This window comes from Microbulbifer rhizosphaerae (assembly GCF_014191725.1).
In the GTDB taxonomy this organism is placed as follows: domain Bacteria; phylum Pseudomonadota; class Gammaproteobacteria; order Pseudomonadales; family Cellvibrionaceae; genus Microbulbifer; species Microbulbifer rhizosphaerae.
In genome coordinates, this window is record NZ_JACHWZ010000021.1 from 18491 (window position 1) to 41857 (window position 23367).

The window sequence follows — 23367 nt, forward strand, 5'->3', positions numbered from 1 at the left end:
ATTTATCCGGTTTTCATATGATTTCCACTACGGGAATACCCTGGTTCCGCCCCAATAAAAAACAGTACCGCCAGCAGCAAGGTAAGCGAGGTACCCAGTGCCAGCGTCAATCCAAAATCGGCAATCGCCGGAGTGCCGGACAGGGCCAACAGGCCAAAACCCAGCAGTGTGGTCACCCCCGCCATGGCGATAGCGAGCAGGGTGTAACTTTTTTCCCCGCCGTCGCTCATATGGCTGAACACGGCGTAATCCACGCCGATGCCGAATATCAGCAGCAGCGCCGCCACATGAAAAAGACTGATGCCGCTGCCGCTCAGAATCAGCGCCGTCATTGTCCCCGCCAGTGCAGCCAATGGCAGGCCGATAATGGCCAGCGCCCTGCGCGGGCCGGTGCGCAGGGCGATCACCGCGAAGGCTATCAGCAACACCAGCGGCAGCAGTTGCAGCAGCAGGTCGCGCTGTTGCGACATCACCGCGGCTATTTCCCGGGGCGGGTCCACCAGGGTGACGCCTTCGATAGCTGGCACCTCTTCCAGTGCGCCGTCCAGCCCGTAGAGGCGCACTATGGATGCACAGCCGTCGCCATTGCAGCCGAGCCACAGATCGCGGTAATTATTCCCCGCCACCGCCAGCCATTCTTCCAGGGTCAGCGCCCGGAAGGGCCGTTGCAGCTCGGCGATCAGTTGTTCCGCTTCCGTCTCGCTGTAGCCGAGTTGCGTATAAAAGCCCTCCACGGTTGCGCTGGCGTAGAAGCTCCGCATCAGCGCCCAGTTCTCCCGTTGCACCTCCGGCGGCGGGAATTTTTCGCTGAGCGCCTCGAAATACTGCAGTTCGCCGGCGTGCTGCTGTTCCCGCAGGCTTTCCGCGAGCCGCCACTCCCGCTGCAACAGTTGTTGCCAATTTTTGCCGCGGACCAGGAAATAGCTGGATTCCGCCCGCGACGGCAGCAGCCGATTGAGCCGCGCCTCCTCCCCCGCCAGGAATTCCGGCGGTCGGTAGAAAAGCTCCAGATCGTCGGCAAACTCGAGTCGCGGCAGCGCCAGCGCGGCCAATAACAGCAGCGCTGAAAGACACAAGCCATACCAGCGCTCTTTGCCCAGCGCCAGGTGCTGCGCAAGCACCAGGGGCCTGGGTTTCAGGCGCAGCAGTGCCGGGAACAGCAACACCACCGTCAGCCAGGCACCGATCAGGCCAAAACCCACAAACAACCCCATTTGCCGCAGCAATGGAAAGGGCGTCAGCGCCAGGGCGAAAAATGCCAGGCAACTCGACAGCAGTCCCAACAGCAGTCCCGGCAGGATATCGCCGTCGCGACCCGGATCCCCGCGCAGCCGGTTGCAGATAAAGTGGAATGCGTAGTCGATCGCCAGGCCGGTGACGGTGGTGCCGAACACAAAGGCGAGAATATGCATCTGCCCCAGCAGCGCCAGCACCGCGGCGGTGCCGCTGGCGATACCGCAGCCGATGGCGAAAATCGACAGCAGCAGCGGCCTTGCGGAGCGGAATACCAGCAGCGACAGCAAACAGATGGCGGCAATGGAGAGGCCGCCGATCAGGCGGATTTCCCGCTGGGCGCCGGCAGCGGCATATTCGGTGTGTAGGGGCGCGCCCACCGCCAGCAGTTCCAGCCCCTGCGCCTCGGCCCAGAGCCCCATTTCCTCCCGCAGTGCCAACAGGGGCGTTTCAATTCTGCCTCTGAGTTCAGTGGCGCCGGCTGTGGCGCGGATCAGGGTAAACTGCCGCTCGCCACTGCGCTGCACCGGAATGTCCCCGTGCAATTCCGACGATAGCGCCGGGCCGGCGGTAAAGTAATGGCGGAAGAGTTCGAAAGGGTCCCGTTGCAGGTCGAGCCCCCCGGATTTGGGGCCGTAGATGGCCGCCAGTTGCCGCTGCACCAACTGGTCTGGTGATTCGCGCAACAGGGCGCGGTCTCCGGGCGCCAGCAGTTGCTGGCGCAGGGGAAACAGCAGTGTCCACTCGCTCTGGTAGCGTTCGCTTTGCGCCCAACGGTATTCGACGCTTTCGATGGCCGCGGAGGCAGCGAGTTTTTGCGCCAGGGTTTCCGTCGCCCCGGCAAGGGCCGCGGCCTCTCCCCGGGGCGCAACCAGCATCCACAGCAGACTGCGCTGCAACTTGCGGTTGAGCTTTTCCTGCGCCGCGGCCACCGCCGGCGCGCCGGCGCCCTCGCCGGCCAGGGCGAGAATATCCGTCTGCAACCAGCCGGGCTGGTAGCGCAAGGCCGCCGCCAGCGCAAAGGCGGCGGCCAGGGTGAACCATATGGCGAGACGGCGTTTCATTGTTGTTTGTTTTCTGGTTATTGTATTTCTGGTTATTGTTCGCTGAATTCCGCGGTGAACTCCGGGTCCGTTTCGCTCACCGGCTGCAGCCCGATCAGCTGCATTTCCGTTATCGCCTCGTTGGCCTCCGCCAGGTGAATGCTTTCAATACTCTTGTTGCCGGACACCTCGATGGAGGCAATAAAGCCGGCCAGGACTTCGCTCCTGGGGGTCAAGGTGACTGACCAGCTTTCCTCACGCAATTGCGCCTGCACCTCGAACAACTCGTCCAGGCGGGCGAAATCGCCGCGAAAAATCTGCAATAGCGGATAGGCAATCTGGCGCGCCAGCGCGTCGTCACCCGCCCCTTCCTCGCTCATGATCAGGTGGGATTGCAGCGGCTGCACCACCCGCCAGCTGACACCGCGTTCTTTCGACAGCGCCACCACGCCGCTGGAGAGCAGCGGCCGCGACAGTTGCGGCAGTGTTTTTTTCTGGGTGAAGCGCCCCAGCATTCGCGGCGACTTTTGCAGGCGTGTTTCTATCTGTTGCAATGTATCGCGGGGCTCTATGGCCACCGCCGGCGCGGATAGGAAAAACAGAACAAATAGCACCCGAATAAATAGCGACTTCTTCTTGCAGGGCCGAAGGCGCCGTGAATGCCTGGAGCGGCCGGGCGGGCAAAGCGCAGCTTGCCCATCGCGGACGCCGATGATGGGCACGTCGCTGCGCTCCTTTGCCCATCCTACGGAAATAGCCCTTCCAACATTTAATGTCTGCATCAGGCCACCCCCAGTTTTTGCAGCAGCACCGGCGGCGAGGCGAACAACATTTCACCATTGCTCATATCCACCGCCACCTGCACCGTGTGCCCCTTGGTCAGCCGGGCACCGCTGTCGCGGTCGCGCACTTGGTAGTTGATCTTGAGGCGGTTTTCGTACTCGGCTACTTCCGCGCGCACCACAACCCACTGCTGAAAGCGCAGGGGTTTTGCGTAGCGGATGCGTAGGTCGATCACGGGCCAGGCGTAACCCGATTCCCGCATCTGCGGATAGTCGTATTCCAGACGGTCCAGCAGTGTGCAGCGAGCTATCTCGAAATATTTGACGTAGTGGCCATGCCAGGCCACCTCCATCATATCCACATCGTGGAAGGGCACCTGCAACTCGACTTCCGCACGCCAGTTGTCCGGCAGTGTTTTTTTAACAGTCATCGTACAAGCGCCAGTGTTTTTGCTGTATCAGCTGGACGAAATTGCGCAGGTCGCTTTCCAGCTCCCGATCCTCCTCCAGCAGCGCAAAATTGTCGGCGACCTGCCGCAGGCTGGCGCGCAGTGCCGGTGACAGGCCGTCTTCCTCCACGCCGCCCGCGCGCAGGCGCAGCTGCACGCCCTGCCAGGACATCATCAGCGCGGCGGCGGCCACCTGCTCGGTGAGCTGCAGCACGCGCAAGCAGTCCCGCGCGGCGATGGTGCCCATGCTGACCTTGTCCTGGTTGTGGCACTCGGTGGAGCGGGAAAAGACACTCGCCGGCATCGTCTGCTTGAGGGCCTCCGCGGTCCAGGCGCTGGCCCCTATCTGCACCGCCTTGAAGCCGTGGTTGAGGGGCCGGCGCTCACCTTCGGCGCCGGTGAGGTTGGCCGGCAGGCCGTTGTTGAATTTCACATCGACGAGTTGCGCTATCTGGCGATCGAGCAGATCGGCGAGGTTGGCCACGGCATTTTTCAGGCTGTCCATGGCAAAGGCGATATGGCCACCGTAGAAATGGCCACCGTGCAGCACATGTTCGTTTTCACCGTCGATGATGGGGTTGTCGTTGGCACTGTTCAGTTCGTTCTCGATAAACTGGCGCAGCCAGGGCAGCGAATCCTGGACCACGCCAATCACGTGCGGCGCACAGCGCAGCGAGTAGCGGTCCTGCAGGCGGCTGCTCTGGCGCGGCGCCTCGCCCACATTCAGGTCGTCGTGAATCCAGCGCGCAATGCGGTTCTGCCCCGGGTGCGGTTTGACCGCAAACAATGCGTTGTCGAAATGATAGGCGTTACCCTGCAGCGCCACGCTCATCAGCGCGGTGATGCGCGCACTCAGCTGGCACAGGTACTCGGCGCGGCGATAAGCCAGGCAGGCGAGGCCGGTCATGACCGCGGTGCCGTTCATGATCGCCAGGCCCTCCTTGGGGCGCAGTTTCAGCGGCGCTATGCGCAGCTCGTCAAAAACCTCCGCGGTGGGTCTCTGCTCGCCCTTGAACCAGACCTTGCGCTCACCGGCCACCACCGCGGCCACATAGGACAGCGGGGTCAGGTCGCCGCTGGCGCCCACCGACCCCTCCTGCGGAATTACCGGAATCACATCCTGCTGCAGCAGACGCGCCAGCTGTTGCAGCAATTCGTAACGCACTCCGGAGCTGCCGCGGGCGAGGCTGGCCAGGCGCGCGGCGACAACCGCGCGGCTCTGCTCCAAGGTGAACACTTCGCCCAGGCCACAGCCGTGGAAGGTGTACAGGTGGCGGGGCAGTTTCTCCACCAGTTCTCCAGGAATATTCACCGTGCAGGAATCGCCGTAACCGGTGGTCACGCCGTAGATCACCCCCTCCTGCTGCCACAGGCGGTCGAGAAACTCCACGCCCCGATTGATTCGCGCGACGAAGCTCTCGTCGTCCGACAGCTGCACCGCGGCGCGTCCGCGTGCGATTGCGTCCACCTGTTCGACACTCAGTTCGGAGCCGTCGAACAGCACTGGTGTGCGCTGTAACACTGCTGTATTCATCGATTTTGATCCCAGAACGGATAGAAGTTGTACCACTGCAGCGGCGCCAGTCGACAGTAGTGTTCGAGCCGCTGCGCGTAGCTGGCGACCAGCTCGCGAATATGGCCTTCGCGGTTGCCGCGGGCCATGCGCACCTGCTCGCAAAGCTGCTCCATATAAATGTCGTAGCCGTCGCGGCCGCGCAGGCAGAACAGGGTGTACACCGGGCACTTGAGCAATGCCGCGAGAATGTAGGGCCCCTGGGGAAAGGGTGCGGGGCGGCCGAGAAATTCCGCGATGCAGGTGCGGCCGACGGAATTGATCGGCGTGCGGTCGCCGACGATTACCACGAACTCGCCGCGCTCCACCGACTCCGACAGCTGCATCGCCAGCGCCGGGGTCACCTCGGTCACCTGGGTTAGGCGCACCTGGCTGTTCGGATTCAGCAGCTTCATCATGCGGTTGAATTTTTTCGCGTGCTTGGTGTGCACCAGCACATTGACCGTAACGTCCATCATGCTGGCCAGGGCTCGGCAGACTTCCAGGTTGCCCAGGTGGGAGCCGATCAGCACACTGCCGCGGCCGCCCTGAGCCAACTGGTGCAAAGCCGCGCGCCGGGGAAAATTTACCCGGCCGAGGGGCATGCCCACAAACCATGCCTCGAGCTTTTCCCGCGCGCTGTCGGCGAAATTCAGGAAGATGCGGAAGCCGGTGGCCCAGTCGGGTTTGATACCCGCCTGCGGATAGCGGGCGGAGAAAAGTTGCAGGTATTGCCGGATCGCCAATCGACCGCTGCGGTATTTCAGGTAGTAGCAGAGCACCACTGGGTAGACCGCGATCTTGAAGGCCACGGGCCCCAGGCGGTGGTGCAGCCAGAACAGGAATTTGATCCCGAGGAAAAATCCCTGCTCGCGGTAGCGCGACCAGTGCACACTGCTCACAGCGCCGCCTCCGGTTTCAACCTGCGCGGCAAACGTGCCAGCATGCCGAAAAACAGGCGGGTGTGCATGGCGGAGATCAGCATATTGTCCTGCAGGCCGCGGAAGTGGGACACGCCGTCCACCGGGTAGCGCACCTGCACCGGCAGCTGCACCAACTCTCCGCCGCGCCAGTGCCAGCGCACCAGTACCTCCGGATCGAAATCCATGCGGTCGCCGGTGTACTCACCGTCGATCAGCGCCACGGTCGCCACCAGTGGATAACAGCGCAGGCCGCACATGGAATCCCTGATTTCCAGCGACAGGGTATTGATCCACACCCACACGTGGGTCAGGTAGCGGCCCAGCAACCTCGCCAAGGGCACGGAGCGGTCGTACACCGGGTAGCCGCAGATCAGCGCGGTGGGGTCCTCCCGGCAGTGGTGCAGAAACTGGGGAATGTCCGCCGGGTCGTGCTGGCCGTCCGCATCCACCTGGATACCGTGGGAAAAACCCAGTTCGCGCGCGGCCCGCAGGCCGGTTTTTACCGCGGCACCCTTGCCGCCATTCTCCCCGCGCACCACCAAGTGCAACCAGTCGCCCTGCTCCCGCGAGAGCCGTTGCAATTCCTCACGGCAGCTTTCGTTGCAGCCGTCGTCCACCAGCACGCAGGGCACCCCGAAGCCGCGCAGGGAATCCAGCGTGCCGGCGATGGCGCGCTCGTGGTTGTAGACCGGGATAACGAAACAGGGTTTAACCATGATCGAAACACAATTGTCCGCTGCTGTACTCGCGGGATTCTTCCCCCGCACAGCGGAAGCGGAATTTCAGTTTGTTTTTTTCAGGATTGAATTCCAGCTCCAGCTCTACCCGCTCGCCGGGCACCATCAGCTGCTTGAACTTGATCACTTCCATCGAGGCGAAGCGGCCGCCAATCCCCAGCAGTTCGCGACCGTAGTGCATTGCCCAATCGATCTGCACCACGCCGGGCACTACTGGAGCGCTGGCAAAATGCCCGGGGAGGCAGATCAGTTCTGCCGGAACAGTTATCACCATCCGCGCGCGGTTCAACTCCGCTTCGCGGCTTTCGACCCGCGGCAACATCGCCGACGGCGTCGCATCGAAAACTTGCATCAACAATTCTCTCGGGCTCTTGCCCTGCTGATTGGTGGGTATCTCGCGCATGAAGCGCCACAGTCGCGGCAATGCCACACCCTCCAGGTCCGGCGCAAGATAGCCGCGCAGTGCGCGCACCAGTGCGGACTTGCCCCGCTGCGCCAGTTCACGCCGGCCCATCTCGCTAAGCACCACCATCGCGGCCACGCACTCACGCCCGCGCTTGAGGGTCAGTACTCTGGCCGCGGCAATCCAATCGCTGCGGCACAGCAGTGTCTCTATCTGTGAAAGCGAGATACGTTTCTCTTCTATTTTTACAATCCGGTCCGCGCGCCCCAGCAGGCGGAAGCCCCGCGCCTCCAGCTGCACCCGGTCCTGCCCGGCGAAGGGTCGGTCCAGCCAGGGGGAATTCACCCGCAGCAGGCCCTCGCCGCTGCAATCGACCTCGACACCGTCCAGCGGATGCCACAGGCTGCCCTCCGCCTGGCGTCGCCAGGCGATGCCACCGGTCTCGGTGCTGCCGTAGATCTCGATCGGCGCCAGGCCGCTGAGCGCTTCTATCTGCTTCGCATCCTCCGCCGCCAGTGGCCCGCCGGAAGAGAAAATCGCGCGTAGCGAAGCCGCTCCTTCCCAGGGCCAGCTTTCGATACGACGGCTCAGTTGCGCCGGACTGGCCACCCAGATCGCCGGGGCGAATTTTTTCGCATCGCGCAAGAGCGCCGCTACATCCACGTAGGTCTTGCCGACAAAAGCGCAACCGTTCGCCAGCGGCCACAACACTTTGAACAGCAGGCCGTAGATATGCTGGTGGCTCACGGTCGCCAGCACCGTGGCGCCGTCGGCCAGCGGTCCCCAGTGGCGCTGCTGCGCGGCGATTTCCCGCAGCAGTTGCATCAGCGTCTTGCCCACCCGCTGCGGCTCGCCGCTGCTGCCGGAAGTGAACAGCTGGATAGCGCCGGAAAAACTCTGCGGCAGTTCGCTGTCGGCCGCGGGCACCTCGCCCAGTGTCACAACCCCATCCGCATCCCACTCCCCCAGCCACAGGTCGACATCCTGCTGCAGCGACTGCACGGTGCTGCGCTTGTTGTTGGCCGGGATCACCACCTGCGCATCACAGGCCAGCGCGGCGAACAGCAGTGTGCAAAACTCGTAACTGTCGTCACAGTACAGGGCCACCGAAGGCCGGCCCGCGTCTCGCGGCAGCCGCTCGCGCAACACGTCGCAGGCGCCGGCCAGCGCCCGCTTGAAATCGCCAAAGCTCAGTACCCCGTCCTGGCTGTGGCACAAGGGGCTGTCATCGGTGGCGTAGCCGAATACCGATTTGAAATGCATCCGCCTACACCTTTTGGATCAGTCTCTGCCGCAGCAGCCATTCGCCGGCAAACAGCGCTCCCATCAGCCCGTAGGAGATCAGGCCGTTATACAGGGTCCACAGCTGCATATCACCGGCCAGCGCGGTGGCCGCCGCGATACCACCGTTCAGCAGAAAGAAACCGCACCACACCTGGGTCACCCGACGGGTGTAGGCCACGCCCGCCGGCGGCAGCTCGGGCTCGCGCAGCCGTGCCAAGCGCTCGATGATCGTCTGCGGCTGGCGCAGGCTGTAGGCGAATACCGCAAACAAAATGCTGTTGCACAACACCGGATACCACAGCAGACCCTGTGCATCGCCCCGCAACCAGGCGAAGGCGGCGACGATCAGCATCGCCACTGCCACCAGTCTGGCCCCGATCTTTGCGCTGCGGCCGCCCAGTGCGAGACGCAGGCCGGCAACCGCCAGCAGCAACAGCAGCAGCGAACCCAGCGATAGATACTGAATGCCGAAATACACCGCAAACGGATAGAGTGCGGCAACAACGGCCAGCAACAGCTGTGCGAAGCGGGACACTTCTAGGCCTAGCCCATAACCGTCTGGATAGCGGAAACCACGTCGCCCACGGTGCGCACGCTCTTGAACTCCTCCGGGGCGATTTTTTTGCCGGTGAGTTCCTTCAACCGCACGATCAGATCCACCGCGTCGATGCTGTCGATATCCAGGTCGTCGGACAGATGTGCCTCGGGGGTTATGTCTGCGGCATCCACTTCAAACATCTCCACCAGAATGTCGGTCAGTTCCGACAGAATCGCATCTTTACTGTTCAACATCTTTGTATCTCTCTCACCCGCGGCGACTGTCCGCAACGAAGTTGGCCAGGTTGCTTACACTGGCGAAATGGGTTTTTGTCGTTTCGCTTTCGGCGTCGATAGTGATGTTGTATTTTTTCTGCAGTGCGAGACCCAGCTCCAGCGCATCGATGGAATCCAGGCCCAAGCCCTCGCCGAACAAAGGTTCCTCCGGCTGGATATCTTCGGGGGAAATATCCTCCAGGTTCAGCACTTCTATAATCAGCCCCTTAAGCTCTTCTACCAATTCGCTCACGCGACACACTCCTCAGTGAAATACTCTTTTAATTGTCTGGTGATTGTTCTGGCGGCCAGCGGCGTCTCTTGCGTGTCCTGCAGTTTCAGGACACCGTCACCAGTGGCTATCTCGAATTGAAAATGCGGGCGGGACAGCGGAATGCTGTACCAGGGAACATCCTTCATCAGCATCGGCGGATTGCAGCGGATGGTCACCAGTGTGGGGGCCACCCGGGCGCGCAGGGCCATATAGGCGGCACCGCGCTGAAGCCTGAGCCCCCTGCCCGGCACCGAACGGGTGCCCTCGGGAAACAGCACCACCGACTCGCCGTGCTCCAGCGACTCCGCTGCCAGCTGGATAATTTTTTCCGGGTCGTCGTTGGGAATATATCCGGCAGCGCTCACCACCCAGCGCATAAACGGATTGCGGAACAGGCTCGCCTTGACGATGCAATTGGCGTTGGGAATGCGCGAAATCAGGAACACCACGTCGATCAGCGACGGGTGATTGGCCAGCACCAACTGCCCCGGTTGGCGCAGCCGCGCTTCGTCGCAGAACCGGTAGGTGTAAATGCCGGTGATATGCATAAAGCCGATAAAGGTCCTGAAGGCGTGGTGCACCAGCAGGCGCGCCCGGCGCCTGCGCACTTCGCTGTCGCGGTAGATCAGTTTGAGCGGCGGAAACACCAGCAGGCCCAGCACCAGGCCGCCGAACCCGAACAGGCTGAAGGCGGCGGCGGTGGCCGCCAAACGACCCCAATAGCTGTCTCTCCGCACGTCGGAAATCTTCTCAACCGCCAATGCGCACCTCCCAGCCCTGCCCCAGGGGCACGCGACCGCCGCCGTCCACCAGCGCCGCAATCAGCGGCAGCTGGTACTCGGCGGATTCGAATGCGGATTCCGGCTCGCCGGCGTCGGCCTGCACCAGTTCGCAGCTCACCATCTCTCCTGCGCAGCCGGCACTCAGATGGAGAGCGGTGGCGCAGATAAACGGCGGGCTCTGCGCGCTGTGCCGGTAGAGTTCCGGCAGTGGCTCTTCGCAGAACAGCAGCAGCAACTCGGGAAACCCCTCCGCCAGCATACCCGCCGCCTCCAGAAAACCCGCCTGCAACGGCAGGTCGCCACCCGCCAGGGCCAGCGCCGGGGAACGGATACCGCAGAGAATGGAGAGCTGGCCGGCAATGGCGTTGTGCACCGACAGGCCGAAAGCGGTGGGGGACAGCGGCTCACTGCCGACCACGTCCTGCAACAGGGAATAGGTGCGCCGGGCCTCACCGTGCACCGAACAACACAGCAGGAGCATATCGCGCCCGGCGAGCAGCGGCTGAGCAGTGGAGAAGGCGGCCTTGGCCAGCGCGCTCAGGCGCCGGCGCTGCATGGCGGGCAGGAATGACACGTCCGGCAGGACATCGCCGGCCAGGCTCAGCTCGCCGCGCCGCCATCGAACCCAATCGGATTGATCCCCAATTCCCGGTGCCCAGGCCCGCCAGGCAGAGAGTGTGAAATGATTTGGCACCAGCTACTCATGGGACCTGGTCCCATCCCCCAAGAAATCAATATACCGGCGGCCCCTCATAGGACAGCCCAGTGGCTCTGATCAGCCTCGGCCACTTTGGGCTTGCCACCGCACCGGCAAACAAGCCGGAAATGGTACCCAAATTGACCAATTTCCGCCAGCGAATTGACATTCTGTACTTGACTGGCGTCCCATTTCCTATCGCCGGGCTCTCGGATGCACTGTCCACCGCCGACGCCAAGGCAAAACTGGACGGGGATATCCAGCTCCATTTCGGCGCCGCCCCCAAAGGTACTATCTCCCAACCATGGGGAATTCACCGCCAATAAGAAAACCAACGCTTTCAACAAATCCGATATCGAGGCCTGTCGCTGGGTGTTCCTGTCCGCGATGATCGCACTGCAGGACCGCGCGCGTCGGGAAGGCGGCAACGCGGTGGTCAATATCCGCAGCTACTACAAAAAGAATGAAGTAAACAGCTCCAGTGAATTCGAATGCGGGGCTGGCGCGGTAATGGCCGGAGTCACCCTAGAGGGGGAAGTGGTCACCCTCAAGTAATGGGTTTTCTACTCAGGCAGATACCGCTCCGCCTGGCATACCGCTTGCCTGAACGTATGGACCCGCCGCGAACAGCGGCGGGTCCTCCGACCGGCAACCAGCTCGAGCACTCGATGTCATTCTTTATCCACACCTGCCTCTTCCTGCTGCTTTCCGCCCTGCTGACCAACGCCCATGCCTCTCCTCCGCGGCCGGTGATTTTCGATACGGATATGGCCATCGACGACTGATCCGCCCTCCTGCTGCTGTCGGGAGACAGATGCGAGTAAGGCCTTCGAATTGTTTATCCAGACGCTCAACGCACAAACAAGCACAACTGAGAGTTTTTTATAAATCGTGCGCAGAGCGCTCCGGCGGCTCCAGCCCCACCCCGGCCAAAATGGTGCGGCTGAGAAAATCCGCAATCTCGTCGATCATCGACCGCTCGTATTCCGCGCGATTGAGGATGGTCAGCACCTGGGTTTCGAAATCCGCATAGTGTTGCGTCGACGACCAGATCAGGAAAATCAGGTGGGTGGGGTCCACCGGTTTCATTCTGCCGTCGGCAATCCAGGCTTCAATCACCTCGGCTCTCTTTCTCACCCAGGGCCGCATTTTATTGCGCATATAGTTCTTCAGGTGTGGCGCGCCCTGGATGATTTCCATAGCGAATAGCTTGGAGGATTGCGGATGGGTATAAGAGAGTTCGACCTTCTGACGGATAAAGCGGTCGAGCACCCCGGCCGGGTCGTCCTCAACATTGATCTCGTCGAAGTGGTCGTTCCACAGGCCGATAATCTCTTCCAGCACCGCCAGGTAGAGATTGGGCTTGGTTTTGAAGTAGTAGTGGATATTCGCCTTGGGCAGCCCGGCGCGATCGGCAATCGCCTGGATACTGGCCCCCTTAAAACCCTTCAGGACAAATTCCTCGCGCGCGGCGCCCAGGATCAATTCCAGATTGTGATCGCGGATCTTTCCGCGCTTGTAGGTTTTTTTTCTTTCCGCTGTATTGCCGCCCATCGCCACCGGTCCCGTAGAGTTGTCCGCGGCGACAAGATTACCGACCGCGGGGCGGTAGACGCAACTTGTGTGCCATGGACTCGGGACTCGAACAGAATGCCGGAGCGTTATACGAAGGCCCTGATGTCGGGGGCTTTTTGCGGGACATTGACTCGGGCCATCCATGACCCTCACCCTGCGGGCGCCTTTAGGCGTCCAAAACGGCTATCCTGCCGTTTTGTCTGCGGCCATGGATGGCCGCGGAGAGCGTACAAGGACGTATTTAAGGGGGGCGCCCAGCCCGTGTCCCGCAAAAAGCCACCGATAGCAGGGCCGCCACGAGGCCGGTTAAGGACTGAGGCCGGCCGAGAAAAAACCTGTCCAGTTGGCCAGCTTTTTGCTGGTATTTGTCAGACGCTATAAAAGCGGCCTGCCGGAGCGACTGGTGAAATTTGTTCTGAATCGCGATCTCGTCGAGGAGTCCGCCCCCGCGGCGGATACCACTCTCTTGCGCTACCTGCGCGAGATCCGGCGGCTGTGCGGCACCAAGGAGGGTTGCGCCTCCGGCGACTGCGGTGCCTGCACGGTACTGCTGGGGGCACTCGGAGAAGGGTGTATTCACTACCGCGCAGTCAACGCCTGCATCACTCCGCTGGCAGCCGCCAACCGCAGACACCTGGTCACCGTCGAACACCTGGCCGAGGACGGCGAACTGCACCCCGCGCAGCGGGAAATGGTCCATTGCCACGGTTCCCAGTGCGGCTTCTGCACTCCCGGCTTCGTGATGTCCCTGGCCGGACTCCACCAACAGAAACTGGCCCAGCGGGAAACACAGGTAAACCGCGCGCAGGTCTGCGAGGCCATCGCCGGCAACCTGTGCCGCTGCACCGGCTACCGCCCCATTATCGATGCCGGCCTCAAAATGGTGCAGCCGCCGGACCCGGGGCACCGCCTCGACACACCGGAGCGGGTCGAGCAACTCGCCGCTATCGCCACCGCGCCCTCACTGCCAAATTATTTCCAACCGCGCGATCTCGCGGAACTGGAACAATTGCTAGGAGAGCACCCGGATGCGCGCCTGATCGCCGGCGGCACCGACCTGATGTTGGAGGTCACCCAACACTACCGGTCCATCGAAAAAATGATCGACCTGTCGGCGGTGGAAGAACTGCACCGGATCGACGAACGCGATGAGCGCATTCACATGGGTGCGGCGCTGAGCTACCGCGAACTGGAAAACTTTTTCGCCCCCCGCTCCGCGGAAATCAGCCGCCTGCTGCTGCGCATCGGCTCGCGGCAAATCCGCAACCGCGGCACCCTGGGCGGCAATATCGCCAACGCCTCGCCGGTGGCCGACCTGCCGCCGCTACTGCTATCCCTGGATACGGATGTAACCCTGCGCAACAGCCGCGGCGGGGAGCGGCGACTGCCGCTGGAAGTTTTTTATCGCGGCTACAAGGACACCGCCCTGGACGCGGGCGAATATCTGGCCCGCGTCAGCTTCGACGCCATCGCCCTGAACGACTTCCACCGCTGCTACAAAGTCAGCAAGCGGTTCGAGGACGATATCTCCAGCGCGATGGCGGCGATCCGCTTTCGAGGTGGAGAGAGACATTTCACAGAGGTACGTATCGCCTATGGCGGTATGGCAGCCACGCCGGTGCGCGCGCCCGCCGCCGAGAAAATACTGCGGGGCAGCGCAACAGATGACGAATGCGCCTTGGAAGCGGCCCTGGCGGCAATTGAAGAAATGATGCTACCCATCTCCGATGTGCGCGCCAGCGCCGAGTACCGACGGCAGCTTGCGCAGAACCTGCTGCGCCGGGCCTGGCTGGAATTCAACGGCGAAAACGAAACGGAGGCTCGCCATGCGTAGGCTGCCCGAGCCGGATACCGCCATCCGTCGCCGCGAGGACAGGTCTATCGCCCACGAGTCGGCCGCCAAGCATATCACCGGCCGCGCACAGTACCTGGACGATATCCCCGAGTGGCCCGATATGCTGCATGTGGCCACCGCCGGCGCCGAGTACGCACATGCGATTATCGAAGGGGTAGACCTGGAGGCCGCACGCAGCGCGCCGGGGGTGGTGGACCTGATCATCCAGCGCGATATTCCCGGCAATCCGGATATCTCTCCGGTATTCAGCGGCGACCTGCTGCTGGCGGGGGAGAAGGTGGACTACCTGGGCCAGCCGGTGGTGGCGGTGGCCGCCACCAGCCTGACGGCGGCCAAGCGCGCCTGCGCGCTGGTGAAGATTCGCTACCGCCCATTGGAGCCGCGGCTGTCGGTAAAAGAGGCGCTGGCGCGGGAGGATTTCGTGCTGCCGAGCCATACCCTGGCGATGGGCGACGCCGCGGCCGCCATCGCCGCCGCCGAACACCCGCTCGCCGGCGAACTCTACCTGCGTGGCCAGGAGCACTTTTACCTGGAGGGCCAGATCAGCATCGCCCTGCCCAGCGAGGACGGCGGCGCGCGGGTGTACAGTTCCTCCCAGCACCCGGCAGAGGTACAGAAGCTGGTGGCCCAGGTGCTCGGCCAGCCCCTGCACCTGGTGCAGGCGGAGGTGCGGCGCATGGGCGGCGCTTTCGGCGGTAAGGAATCCCAGGCCGCATCCCTGGCCTGCATGGCGGCGGTGTTCGCGGTGCGCAACCGCCGCCCGGTGAAATACCGCATGCCGCGCCGGGACGATATGGTGCAGACCGGCAAGCGTCACGATTTCTGGAATTCCTATCGAGTGGGATTCGACAGCAAGGGGCTTATTCAGGGCGTGGAGATGGACCTGGTGGGACTCTGCGGCCACAGCGCCGACCTGTCCGACGGCGTGGTGGACCGGGCCATGTTCCACGCCGACAACGCCTACTATCTGCCCAGCGCCCGTATCAGCGGCCACCGCTGCCGCACCAATACCGTGTCCAACACCGCCTTCCGCGGCTTCGGCGGCCCCCAGGGGATGCTCGCCGCCGAGGCCATGCTGGACGATATCGCCCACGCCCTGGGCGCGGACCCGCTGGATATCCGCAAGCGCAACCTCTATCGCGATGGGCGCAACACCACGCCCTATGGGCAAAAGGTCGAGGAACAGCTGCTGCCGGAGCTGATCGAACAGTTGGAACGAACCTCGGACTACCGCAACCGGCGCCGGGAGATCCGCGACTTCAACGCCGCCAGCAAATACCGCAAAAAAGGCCTATCACTGACGCCGGTGAAGTTCGGCATCTCCTTCACCTCCAAACACCTGAACCAGGCCGGCGCGCTGGTGCATATCTACGCCGACGGCAGCATCCACGTCAGCCACGGCGGCACCGAGATGGGCCAGGGGCTGCACACCAAGATCGCGCAGATAGTGGCGCGGGGTTTCGGTGTGGACCTGGATCGGGTACAGGTTGCCGCCACCGCCACCGATCAAGTGCCCAACGCCTCCCCCACCGCCGCCTCCGCCGGCACCGACCTGAACGGCATGGCGGCGCTGAACGCGGTCAACACGTTGAAACAGCGCCTGCTGGAATACGCCGCGGAAACCTACGACACCGATATCGATCGCATTGCCATCCGCGACGACCACTGTTGGGTGGACGGGCGGGCAATCCCTTTCGCCGAGCTGGTCAAAGGCGCCTACATGGCCCGCGTCTCCCTGTCCGCCACCGGTTTCTACCGCACCCCCAAAATCGGCTACGACCGCGCCGCGGCCCGCGGGCGGCCCTTCCACTACTTCGCCAATGGCGCCGCGGTTTCGGAGGTAAGTGTGGACCTGCACACCGGCGAGTACCGGGTGACGCGGGTGGATATCCTCCACGATGTGGGCGATTCCCTGAACCCGGCCATCGACCTGGGGCAGATCGAAGGGGGCTTTGTGCAGGGCATGGGCTGGCTGACCAGCGAGGAGCTGCTGTGGGACGGGCGCGGGCGGATCATTTCCGACAGCCCCGCCAATTACAAAATCCCCACCGCCGGGGATCTGCCGGAGATTTTCAATATCGATTTTTTCCAACATCCCCTCTTTCAGGGAGCCGCGGGCGCTGAAGAGGAAACCGTCTACCGCTCCAAGGCGGTGGGGGAGCCGCCGCTGATGCTGGCCATCTCCGTGTGGTGCGCGCTGCGCGACGCCTGTGCCAGCCTCGCGGACTATCGCTTCAGCCCACCCCTGGGCGTGCCCGCCACCCCGGAGCAGGTGTACTTCTGCGCGCGCGCCGCGCTGCAATTCGCAGAGGAGGCAAAGCGATGATCAACAGCACCCCCTGGTTCCAGGCCGCCGCCGACTGCCGCCGGCGCGGTGAGCCCTGGGTGCTGGCGACGGTATTGAGCAGCCGCGGCTCCGCCCCCCGGGACAGCGGCAGCAAGATGGTGATCCACGCCCGCCACAGCTTCGACACCTTGGGCGGCGGCCAGCTGGAATTCCAGGTGATCGCCCGCGCCCGCGAGCTGATCGCCGACGGCCGCGAGCGCCAATTGCTGGAACACTTCCCGCTCTCCGCCCGCGCCGGACAGTGCTGCGGCGGCAGCGTCACCGTGCTGCTGGAGTGCTTCGCCGGCGCCGAACTGCAATTGCACCTGTTCGGCGCGGGCCACGTGGCCCGCGCGCTGCTGCCGATACTGTCGCCACTGGACTGGCAATTGCACTGGATCGACAGCCGCGCCGAACTGCTCAGCGACGATATGGGCGGCCGGGTGCACTGCCGCTGCCTCGGAGACCCGGTGGAACATGTGTCGCAGATGCCAAGCGGAGCCTTCGCGCTGATCCTGACCCAGGACCACAGCCTGGACTACCGTTTATTGGCGGCGCTGCTGGATCGGGGCGACTGCGCCTACCTGGGCATGATCGGCTCCCGCACCAAGGCACTGCGCTTCCGCCGGCGGCTCGCCGGCGAGTCCTTTGCGCCGGCGCAGATCGAAAGCTTCCACTCACCGGTGGGCCTGCCGCAAGTGCGCGGCAAAAGACCCGCGGAGGTGGCAATTTCCATCGCCGCGCAGCTGTTGGTGGAAAAAAACCGGCTGGCGAACGCCGTCAGTGGCAAATCCACCGGTGTCGATTGGAAGACCCTGCGCGAGAGCCTGGGGGGCATCTCCTTGTAGGAGCGGCCGTTGGCCGCGATCGGATTGGCTTCGTAGCTCGGATCAATCGCGGCCAACGGCCGCTCCTACAGGAAAAACAAACCCTGAGAAATGATCGAAAACATGAATATCGAGCACTTCAACAACCTCGCTTTCGAACACCGGCGGGCGCTGCTGCTGGACTGCTGCCACTGCACCCGCTGGGCCGAAAGGCTGCTGGAACAGGGCGCCGCGGAGAGCGTCGCCGAACTGCAGCAGCGCGCCGCAGACGCCTGGCAGGACCTGCGCGAGAGCGACTATTTAGAAGCCTTCGCCGCCCACCCGCGCATCGGCGACCTGCGCCGGTTGAAGGAAAAGTTCGCCGGCGCCGAACAGGGCCAGGTGGCCGCGGCGGACGAAACCACCCTCGGTGAACTGCAGCGGCTTAACGACGCCTATTTCGACAAATTTGGTTTTATTTTCATTATCTGTGCGAACGGAAAATCCGCGCGGGAAATGCTCGCCGCCATCCGTACGCGTATCGGCAACAGCCGCACCGAGGAACTGCGCATCGCCGCCGCCGAGCAGGTGGAAATCACCCGTCTGCGGCTGGACAAATTATTTGCAGAGTGAGGAAAACTCCATGCCCAGATCTCCCATCACCACCCATATCCTCGACCTGCACCGGGGCGAGCCGGCTGCGGGTATCGCCGTCGATCTCCACCGGGAGGGCGAGCTGCTCACCTCCGCCCGCAGCGACGGCGACGGCCGTATCGATCAGTGGGACAGCCCCCTGGTCCTCGACCCCGGCCGCTGGATCCTGGTTTTTCACCTGGAAAGCTGGTTCACCGAACAGCAGCGGGACTGCCTCTTTCCACAGGTATCGCTGGTATTCCGCGTCGGCGACTGCGGCGGCCGCTATCACCTGCCGCTGCTGCTGAACCAGTACGGCTACACCGCCTACCGGGGGAGCTGAGTGGAACAGACGCTGCTGCGCAGCCGCATTGTCCACTTCCGCGACGACGGGCACGGCTCTCCCGATGCCGCGCTGGAGTATTTCGAAGACGGCGTGATCGGTTTTGCCGACGGCCACATCGCGCTGCTGGAAGACGCGCGCGCGGCCCGCGCCCGGGGCCTGGACCTGGCCGCCGCCGAGCACAGGCCGGAAGCGCTGGTGATAAGCGGCTTTATCGACGCCCATGTGCACGCGCCACAGCTGCCAGTGATGGGCAGTTACGGCGAAAAGCTGCTGGACTGGCTGGAGAAATACACCTTTCCCGCAGAGCTGCAGTACGCCGACGAGGAAATCTCCCGGCGACAGTCAGATTTCTTTATCGATGCCCTACTGGCCCGCGGCACTACCAGCGCCATGGTGTTCACCACCAGCTTCGCGCACTCCGCGGAGCACCTGTTCGAGGCCGCTTATCGCGCGGGCATGCGCCTGGTGGCCGGCAAGGTGCTGATGGACCGCAACGCGCCGGCGGGCCTGTTGGATACGGCGGAACGCGCCCGGCGCGAATCCGCCGCGCTGATCGGGAAATGGCACAACAAGGGGCGCCTGGGCTACGCCGTCACACCCCGCTTCGCCGGCACCTCCAGCCGCGAGCAATTGGCCGTTGCCGGACAGCTGCTGCGGGACCACCCGGACCTGTGGCTGCAGACGCACTTAAGCGAAAACCCCGACGAGGTGAAATGGACCGCGTCCCTCTTCCCCGAGGCCCGCGACTATTTACACACCTATGAAATGCACGGCCTGCACGGCGGGCGCAGCGTCTACGCCCACTGTATCCACCTGAGCGATTCGGAACTGGAGCGCATGGCCGACGCCGGTGCCGCCGTGGCCTTCTGCCCCTCCTCCAACCTGTTCCTCGGCAGCGGTCTTTTGAAACTGCAAAAGCTGCGCGAGCGCGGCATCCCCGTGGCCCTGGCCACGGACGTGGGCGCCGGCACCAGCCTGTGCCAGCTGCAGAGCATGGGCGAGGCCTACAAAGTGTGTCAGTTGGGAGACTACCCGCTGGGCGCCGCCGAAGCTTTTTATATGGCCACCCTGGGCGCCGCCCGCGCCCTGCACCTGGATCGCCATATCGGCAACCTGGCCCCGGGCAAGGAGGCGGACCTGCTGTTGCTGAACGGCACCCTCAACCCGCTGCTGCGCGAGCGCCTGCGCCACTGCCGAGATATCCGCGAGGAGCTGTTTATGTATATGACCCTGGCGGATGAGCGCATCGTCGAGCGCACCTATGTGGGCGGGCGCCTGGCTTACCTCAGCCCGCTGGCGGAATCCTTGTAGGAGCGGCCGTTGGCCGCGATCAGTCTTTGCCGAATAGACAAGCCGATCGCGGCCAACGGCCGCTCCTACAGGGGGGGGGGAATTCTTTAAATAAATAGCAATGGCATTACCAATGGAAATACCACTCTTCGACTGGCTCAACCTGCTGCTGCGCTGGCTGCATGTGGTCGCCGCTATCGCCTGGATCGGCGCCTCCTTCTATTTCGTGTGGTTGGACAACAGCCTGGAGCCGCCGGATACAGAAGGAAAAGCGAAGGGGCTGGCGGGGGAGCTCTGGGCCTTTCACGGCGGCGGCATCTATCAAGTGGGCAAATACCGGCTGGCACCACCAGCTATGCCCACCACCCTGCACTGGTTCAAATGGGAGGCCTACACCACCTGGATCAGCGGCGCGCTGCTGATGGTGCTGATCTACTACGGGCGCGCGGATCTATTTCTGTGGCAGCAGGGCAAATGGCTGGCGTCGCCCGCCCAGGCGGTGGCCGCCAGCCTGGTTTTTATCGCCGGTGGCCTGCTCGTCTACGAACTACTGTTCCACTTTTTGCGCGCGCAGCGGCAGCGGCTGTTTACCGCCCTGCTGGTGTTGTCTATCGCCGCCGCCTGCTGGCTGGCCACTCGTTTATTTAGCGACCGCGCCGCCTTTCTGCAGTTGGGCGCGCTGCTCGCCACCATCATGGCCGGCAACGTACTGCTGGGTATTATCCCCGCGCAGAAACACTTTATACGCGCGCTGGATGCCGGTGAAGAACCGGCGGCAGCACCCATGCTCGCCGCCAAGAGCCGCTCGGTGCACAACAACTATTTCACCCTGCCGGTGGTTTTCTGCATGCTCAGCAACCACTACCCCTTTCTGTACGGCCATCGCTTCAACTGGCTGGCACTGATCGCGATCGTCGCCCTGGGCGCCTACGTGCGGCACTTCTTCAACCTGCGCCATCGCGGACAACTCAAATTCCACATTCCGCTGCTGGCCGCTTCCGGTTGCCTGCTGCTGGCCCTGGGCCTGGCCTCTACTCCAACTCCGGCAGTTGGCCCCGAGGTGGCGGCTACAAAACCGATGCCGCTGGTGGAAAAACACTGCACGGGCTGTCACTCCATCGCGCCGACGCAGCCGGGCTTCAGCGCCGCGCCCGCGGGACTGGTGCTGGACGATATGCAGCAGGTGCTGGCGGCAAAAGACAGAATCCTGCCGGCGCTGCGCAGCGGTTATATGCCGTTGGGCAATATTACCGGTATGAGCAAGGAGGAGCGGCAGGAATTGATCGGGAGTCTTGAGGGAAAGACGCTAGCGGGAAATTAAATCATCGAATTTTCCGTCTCCGTCACCGCCGCCTCCAGCACATCCAGCGCCAGCGCCACATCTTCCGTGGTTACGGATTCGTCCGGATGGTGGCTGATACCTTCCCTACAGCGCAGGAAGAACATACCGATATCGGTGACTGCGGCCATTGCCATGGCGTCGTGGCCGGCGCCGCTGGGCAGGGAGAGAGGTTCCAGGCCGCAGCGCTGCAGGGCGCGGCGGCCTGCATCCAGCAGGCTGGGAGCGCAGGCCACCGCGGCGGCGCCGTGGATCTCGCAATATTCCATTGCCACCTGTGCGCACTCGCAGTGCTCGCCGATCTCCCGCAGTATCGTCTCCAGGGCGCGGTCACGCAGGGCGTCGTCGCCGCTGCGGATATCCAGGGTGAAATGGCAGCTGCCGGGGATCACATTGACGGAACCGGGCCGCGCTTCGATTTTTCCCACCGTGGCCACCACGCCGAAGTGTCGCGCCTGCGCGTCGACAATCTGCACCGCGCCGGCGGCGGCTACCAAAGCATCGCGGCGCATCTCCATCGGCACTGTACCGGCGTGGCCGGCGCGGCCGCGCAGAGTAAACTGCAGGCGCCGCGCGCCGGCGATGGCACTGACCAGGCCCAGCGGCAACCCGCGCTGCTCCAGCACCGGGCCCTGTTCGATATGCAGCTCCCAGTAGCCCAGCAGTTTGTTCCCCGCGCGGGAGGCCTGCGCTATTTGCTCAGGGTCCAGGCCGAAGCGGGTAAACGCTTCGGCCATGGCAATGCCATCGGCATCCCGCAGTTCGAGCCAGGCCGGGTCCCACTGTCCGGCCACCGCGCGGCTGCCCAACAGGGTGGCGCCGAAGCGGCTTCCCTCCTCGTCGGCAAAGCCCACCACATCGATATGAAACGGGAAGCGCCGGCCGCGGGCGTGGAAACGCTCCACCACTTCGATCGCTGCCAGCACGCCGAGGATGCCGTCGTAGCGGCCGGCGTTGCGCACCGTGTCCAGGTGCGATCCCAGCACCAGGGCCTGCTCCATATCCTCGACTCCGGGATAGCGACCCCAGCAATTCCCGGCGGCATCGGTGTAAGCGTGCATACCGGCGGCCTCCATCCACTGCATCACCTGCTGGTTGCAGCGGCGGTGCTCGTCGGTGAGATAAGTGCGGCAGATGGCGCCTTCGGTGACGCTGATTGCCGCCAGTTGATCGCAGCGCTGTAACAGGCGCGCGGCGCTCACGGGCCCTCCGCGAAATTGCGCAGTTGTTCGAGGTAATTCTGTTTGGCTTCCGCGGGCAGAAAGCTGGCCTCAAAGCCGTTTTGCAGCAATTGCAGGGCCTGTTCGCGGTTTAAATTCAATTCGCGATACAGGGCGATGAAATTATCGTTCAGGTAGCCGCCGAAATAGGCGGGGTCATCGGAGTTGACCGTGACCTTCAGCCCCCGCTGCAACAATTGCAGAATATTGTGTTGTTTCATTTCGGAAAAAACGTGCAGACGCACATTGGAAAGCGGGCAGACGGTCAGCGGAATCTGACGCTCGCGCAGCTCTTCCACCAACGGTTCGTCCTCCACACAGCGCACGCCGTGATCGATACGTTCCACCTGCAGATCATCCAGCGCCGCGCGGATATAGGCCGGCGGCCCTTCCTCACCGGCGTGGGCGGTCAGGCGGTAGCCGCGCTCCCCCGCGCGGCGGTAGAGTTCGGTAAATTTCTGCGGCGGGTTGTCCCTTTCCCCGCTGGCCAAGCCTATGGCGACGAAGTCGTCGCGGTAGGCCTCCGCCAAATCCAGCACGTGCAGCGCATCCGCTTCCGGCATATGGCGCAGGAAGCTCAAGATCAACAGCGCGGACTGGCCCCACTGGCTGCGGGCATCGGCGATTGCGCGTTTGAAGCCGGCCATAAATACCGGAAATTCGATACCGTTGGGTAAATAGGTTTGCGGTTCGATCATTATTTCCGTGTGGACGATATTGTTTTCCCGGCAGCGCTGGAGATAGTCCATCATCAGATGGTAAAAATCCTCCTCGTCGCGCAGCACTGAGGCACCCAGGTAGTAAAGGTCGAGAAAGCTCTGCAGGTTTTCGAACTGATAGGCGACCTCTACTTCCTCAAGAGTCTGGTAGGACAATGGCACATGTGTTTTTTCCGCCAGAGACAGCAGGCGACGGGCCTCCAGGGTACCGTCCAGGTGGAGGTGCAATTCGGATTTGGGGGCGGCTTTCAGCCAGTCTTCGAAGTTTTTCTGTTCGCTCATCATC

The 23367-nt window shown here is 63.2% G+C and carries 24 protein-coding genes; 9 read left to right on the forward strand and 15 right to left on the reverse strand.

From position 1 onward, the window contains the following. Nucleotides 1–2: 2 nt before the first annotated feature. The 12 genes from FHS09_RS18095 to FHS09_RS18150 form a co-directional block, all read right to left on the reverse strand. Complete coding sequence (locus tag FHS09_RS18095; RefSeq protein WP_183462520.1) at nucleotides 3–2297, reverse strand: MMPL family transporter; 2295 nt, start codon at nucleotides 2295–2297, stop codon at nucleotides 3–5. A 32-nt stretch (nucleotides 2298–2329) separates the two neighbouring features. Continuing rightward, nucleotides 2330–2830 carry an outer membrane lipoprotein carrier protein LolA gene (locus FHS09_RS18100; protein ID WP_183462522.1) on the reverse strand — a complete coding sequence of 167 codons (501 nt, stop codon included), beginning with the start codon at nucleotides 2828–2830 and terminating at the stop codon, nucleotides 2330–2332. Nucleotides 2831–3057: 227 nt separating this feature from the next. Continuing rightward, nucleotides 3058–3489, reverse strand: a complete 432-nt coding sequence (locus tag FHS09_RS18105) for an acyl-CoA thioesterase (RefSeq protein ID WP_183462524.1) — start codon at nucleotides 3487–3489, stop codon at nucleotides 3058–3060. Further along, a complete protein-coding gene (locus FHS09_RS18110; RefSeq protein WP_183462526.1) occupies nucleotides 3479–5041 on the reverse strand; it encodes an HAL/PAL/TAL family ammonia-lyase in 1563 nt (520 codons plus the stop codon). Before FHS09_RS18110 ends, FHS09_RS18105 begins: the two co-directional genes overlap by 11 nt. After that, nucleotides 5038–5961, reverse strand: a complete 924-nt coding sequence (locus FHS09_RS18115; protein WP_183462528.1) for an LpxL/LpxP family acyltransferase — start codon at nucleotides 5959–5961, stop codon at nucleotides 5038–5040. Before FHS09_RS18115 ends, FHS09_RS18110 begins: the two co-directional genes overlap by 4 nt. Beyond that, nucleotides 5958–6698, reverse strand: coding sequence for a glycosyltransferase family 2 protein (locus FHS09_RS18120; RefSeq protein ID WP_183462530.1), 741 nt, complete (start codon nucleotides 6696–6698; stop codon nucleotides 5958–5960). The genes FHS09_RS18115 and FHS09_RS18120 overlap by 4 nt, the downstream gene beginning before the upstream one ends. Continuing rightward, nucleotides 6691–8385, reverse strand: a complete 1695-nt coding sequence (locus tag FHS09_RS18125) for an ApeI family dehydratase (protein ID WP_183462532.1) — start codon at nucleotides 8383–8385, stop codon at nucleotides 6691–6693. The genes FHS09_RS18120 and FHS09_RS18125 overlap by 8 nt, the downstream gene beginning before the upstream one ends. 4 nt (nucleotides 8386–8389) lie before the next feature. Further along, nucleotides 8390–8941 carry a COG4648 family protein gene (locus FHS09_RS18130; RefSeq protein ID WP_183462535.1) on the reverse strand — a complete coding sequence of 184 codons (552 nt, stop codon included), beginning with the start codon at nucleotides 8939–8941 and terminating at the stop codon, nucleotides 8390–8392. 8 nt (nucleotides 8942–8949) lie between these two features. After that, nucleotides 8950–9198 carry an acyl carrier protein gene (locus tag FHS09_RS18135; RefSeq protein WP_221192105.1) on the reverse strand — a complete coding sequence of 83 codons (249 nt, stop codon included), beginning with the start codon at nucleotides 9196–9198 and terminating at the stop codon, nucleotides 8950–8952. Nucleotides 9199–9211: 13 nt separating this feature from the next. Continuing rightward, complete coding sequence (locus tag FHS09_RS18140) at nucleotides 9212–9472, reverse strand: phosphopantetheine-binding protein (protein WP_183462536.1); 261 nt, start codon at nucleotides 9470–9472, stop codon at nucleotides 9212–9214. Then, nucleotides 9469–10254, reverse strand: coding sequence for a lysophospholipid acyltransferase family protein (locus tag FHS09_RS18145; RefSeq protein ID WP_183462538.1), 786 nt, complete (start codon nucleotides 10252–10254; stop codon nucleotides 9469–9471). The genes FHS09_RS18140 and FHS09_RS18145 overlap by 4 nt, the downstream gene beginning before the upstream one ends. Then, nucleotides 10244–10969 (reverse strand): beta-ketoacyl synthase chain length factor, encoded by a 726-nt coding sequence (locus tag FHS09_RS18150; protein ID WP_183462540.1) that lies wholly within the window; start codon nucleotides 10967–10969, stop codon nucleotides 10244–10246. The genes FHS09_RS18145 and FHS09_RS18150 overlap by 11 nt, the downstream gene beginning before the upstream one ends. A gap of 71 nt (nucleotides 10970–11040) precedes the next feature. Between FHS09_RS18150 and FHS09_RS18155 the strand changes: the two genes are divergently transcribed. Next, nucleotides 11041–11298 carry a hypothetical protein gene (locus tag FHS09_RS18155; RefSeq protein WP_183462542.1) on the forward strand — a complete coding sequence of 86 codons (258 nt, stop codon included), beginning with the start codon at nucleotides 11041–11043 and terminating at the stop codon, nucleotides 11296–11298. Nucleotides 11299–11359: 61 nt separating this feature from the next. Next, nucleotides 11360–11527 carry a hypothetical protein gene (locus FHS09_RS18160; protein ID WP_183462544.1) on the forward strand — a complete coding sequence of 56 codons (168 nt, stop codon included), beginning with the start codon at nucleotides 11360–11362 and terminating at the stop codon, nucleotides 11525–11527. Between the two features lie 327 nt (nucleotides 11528–11854). On the opposite strand, the gene FHS09_RS18165 is transcribed toward FHS09_RS18160, so the two are convergent. Continuing rightward, on the reverse strand, nucleotides 11855–12526 hold the full coding sequence (locus tag FHS09_RS18165) for a TetR/AcrR family transcriptional regulator (protein WP_183462546.1): 672 nt from the start codon (nucleotides 12524–12526) through the stop codon (nucleotides 11855–11857). A gap of 424 nt (nucleotides 12527–12950) precedes the next feature. Here FHS09_RS18165 and xdhA point away from each other — a divergent pair, with 424 nt between their 5' ends. From xdhA to FHS09_RS18200, 7 genes are all read left to right on the forward strand, one after another. Beyond that, nucleotides 12951–14381 carry a xanthine dehydrogenase small subunit gene (gene xdhA, locus FHS09_RS18170; RefSeq protein WP_183462548.1) on the forward strand — a complete coding sequence of 477 codons (1431 nt, stop codon included), beginning with the start codon at nucleotides 12951–12953 and terminating at the stop codon, nucleotides 14379–14381. Next, the gene (gene xdhB, locus FHS09_RS18175; protein ID WP_183462550.1) at nucleotides 14374–16728 is read left to right on the forward strand and encodes a xanthine dehydrogenase molybdopterin binding subunit; all 2355 of its coding nucleotides are present in this window, start codon (nucleotides 14374–14376) and stop codon (nucleotides 16726–16728) included. Before xdhA ends, xdhB begins: the two co-directional genes overlap by 8 nt. Continuing rightward, nucleotides 16725–17576: a xanthine dehydrogenase accessory protein XdhC gene (gene xdhC, locus FHS09_RS18180; RefSeq protein WP_183462552.1), complete on the forward strand. Its 852-nt coding sequence runs from the start codon at nucleotides 16725–16727 to the stop codon at nucleotides 17574–17576. The genes xdhB and xdhC overlap by 4 nt, the downstream gene beginning before the upstream one ends. Nucleotides 17577–17678: 102 nt before the next feature. Beyond that, on the forward strand, nucleotides 17679–18167 hold the full coding sequence (gene uraD / locus FHS09_RS18185) for a 2-oxo-4-hydroxy-4-carboxy-5-ureidoimidazoline decarboxylase (protein ID WP_183462554.1): 489 nt from the start codon (nucleotides 17679–17681) through the stop codon (nucleotides 18165–18167). 10 nt (nucleotides 18168–18177) lie between these two features. Next, the gene (gene uraH / locus FHS09_RS18190; RefSeq protein ID WP_183462556.1) at nucleotides 18178–18510 is read left to right on the forward strand and encodes a hydroxyisourate hydrolase; all 333 of its coding nucleotides are present in this window, start codon (nucleotides 18178–18180) and stop codon (nucleotides 18508–18510) included. Next, nucleotides 18511–19824: a guanine deaminase gene (gene guaD / locus FHS09_RS18195; RefSeq protein ID WP_183462559.1), complete on the forward strand. Its 1314-nt coding sequence runs from the start codon at nucleotides 18511–18513 to the stop codon at nucleotides 19822–19824. Nucleotides 19825–19936: 112 nt separating this feature from the next. Then, nucleotides 19937–21124 (forward strand): urate hydroxylase PuuD, encoded by a 1188-nt coding sequence (locus FHS09_RS18200; RefSeq protein WP_183462561.1) that lies wholly within the window; start codon nucleotides 19937–19939, stop codon nucleotides 21122–21124. On the opposite strand, the gene FHS09_RS18205 is transcribed toward FHS09_RS18200, so the two are convergent. Both FHS09_RS18205 and FHS09_RS18210 read right to left on the reverse strand, forming a co-directional pair. Next, on the reverse strand, nucleotides 21121–22344 hold the full coding sequence (locus tag FHS09_RS18205) for an allantoate amidohydrolase (protein WP_183462563.1): 1224 nt from the start codon (nucleotides 22342–22344) through the stop codon (nucleotides 21121–21123). The genes FHS09_RS18200 and FHS09_RS18205 overlap by 4 nt on opposite strands. After that, a complete protein-coding gene (locus tag FHS09_RS18210) occupies nucleotides 22341–23363 on the reverse strand; it encodes an adenosine deaminase (protein ID WP_183462565.1) in 1023 nt (340 codons plus the stop codon). Before FHS09_RS18210 ends, FHS09_RS18205 begins: the two co-directional genes overlap by 4 nt. Nucleotides 23364–23367: the final 4 nt, after the last annotated feature.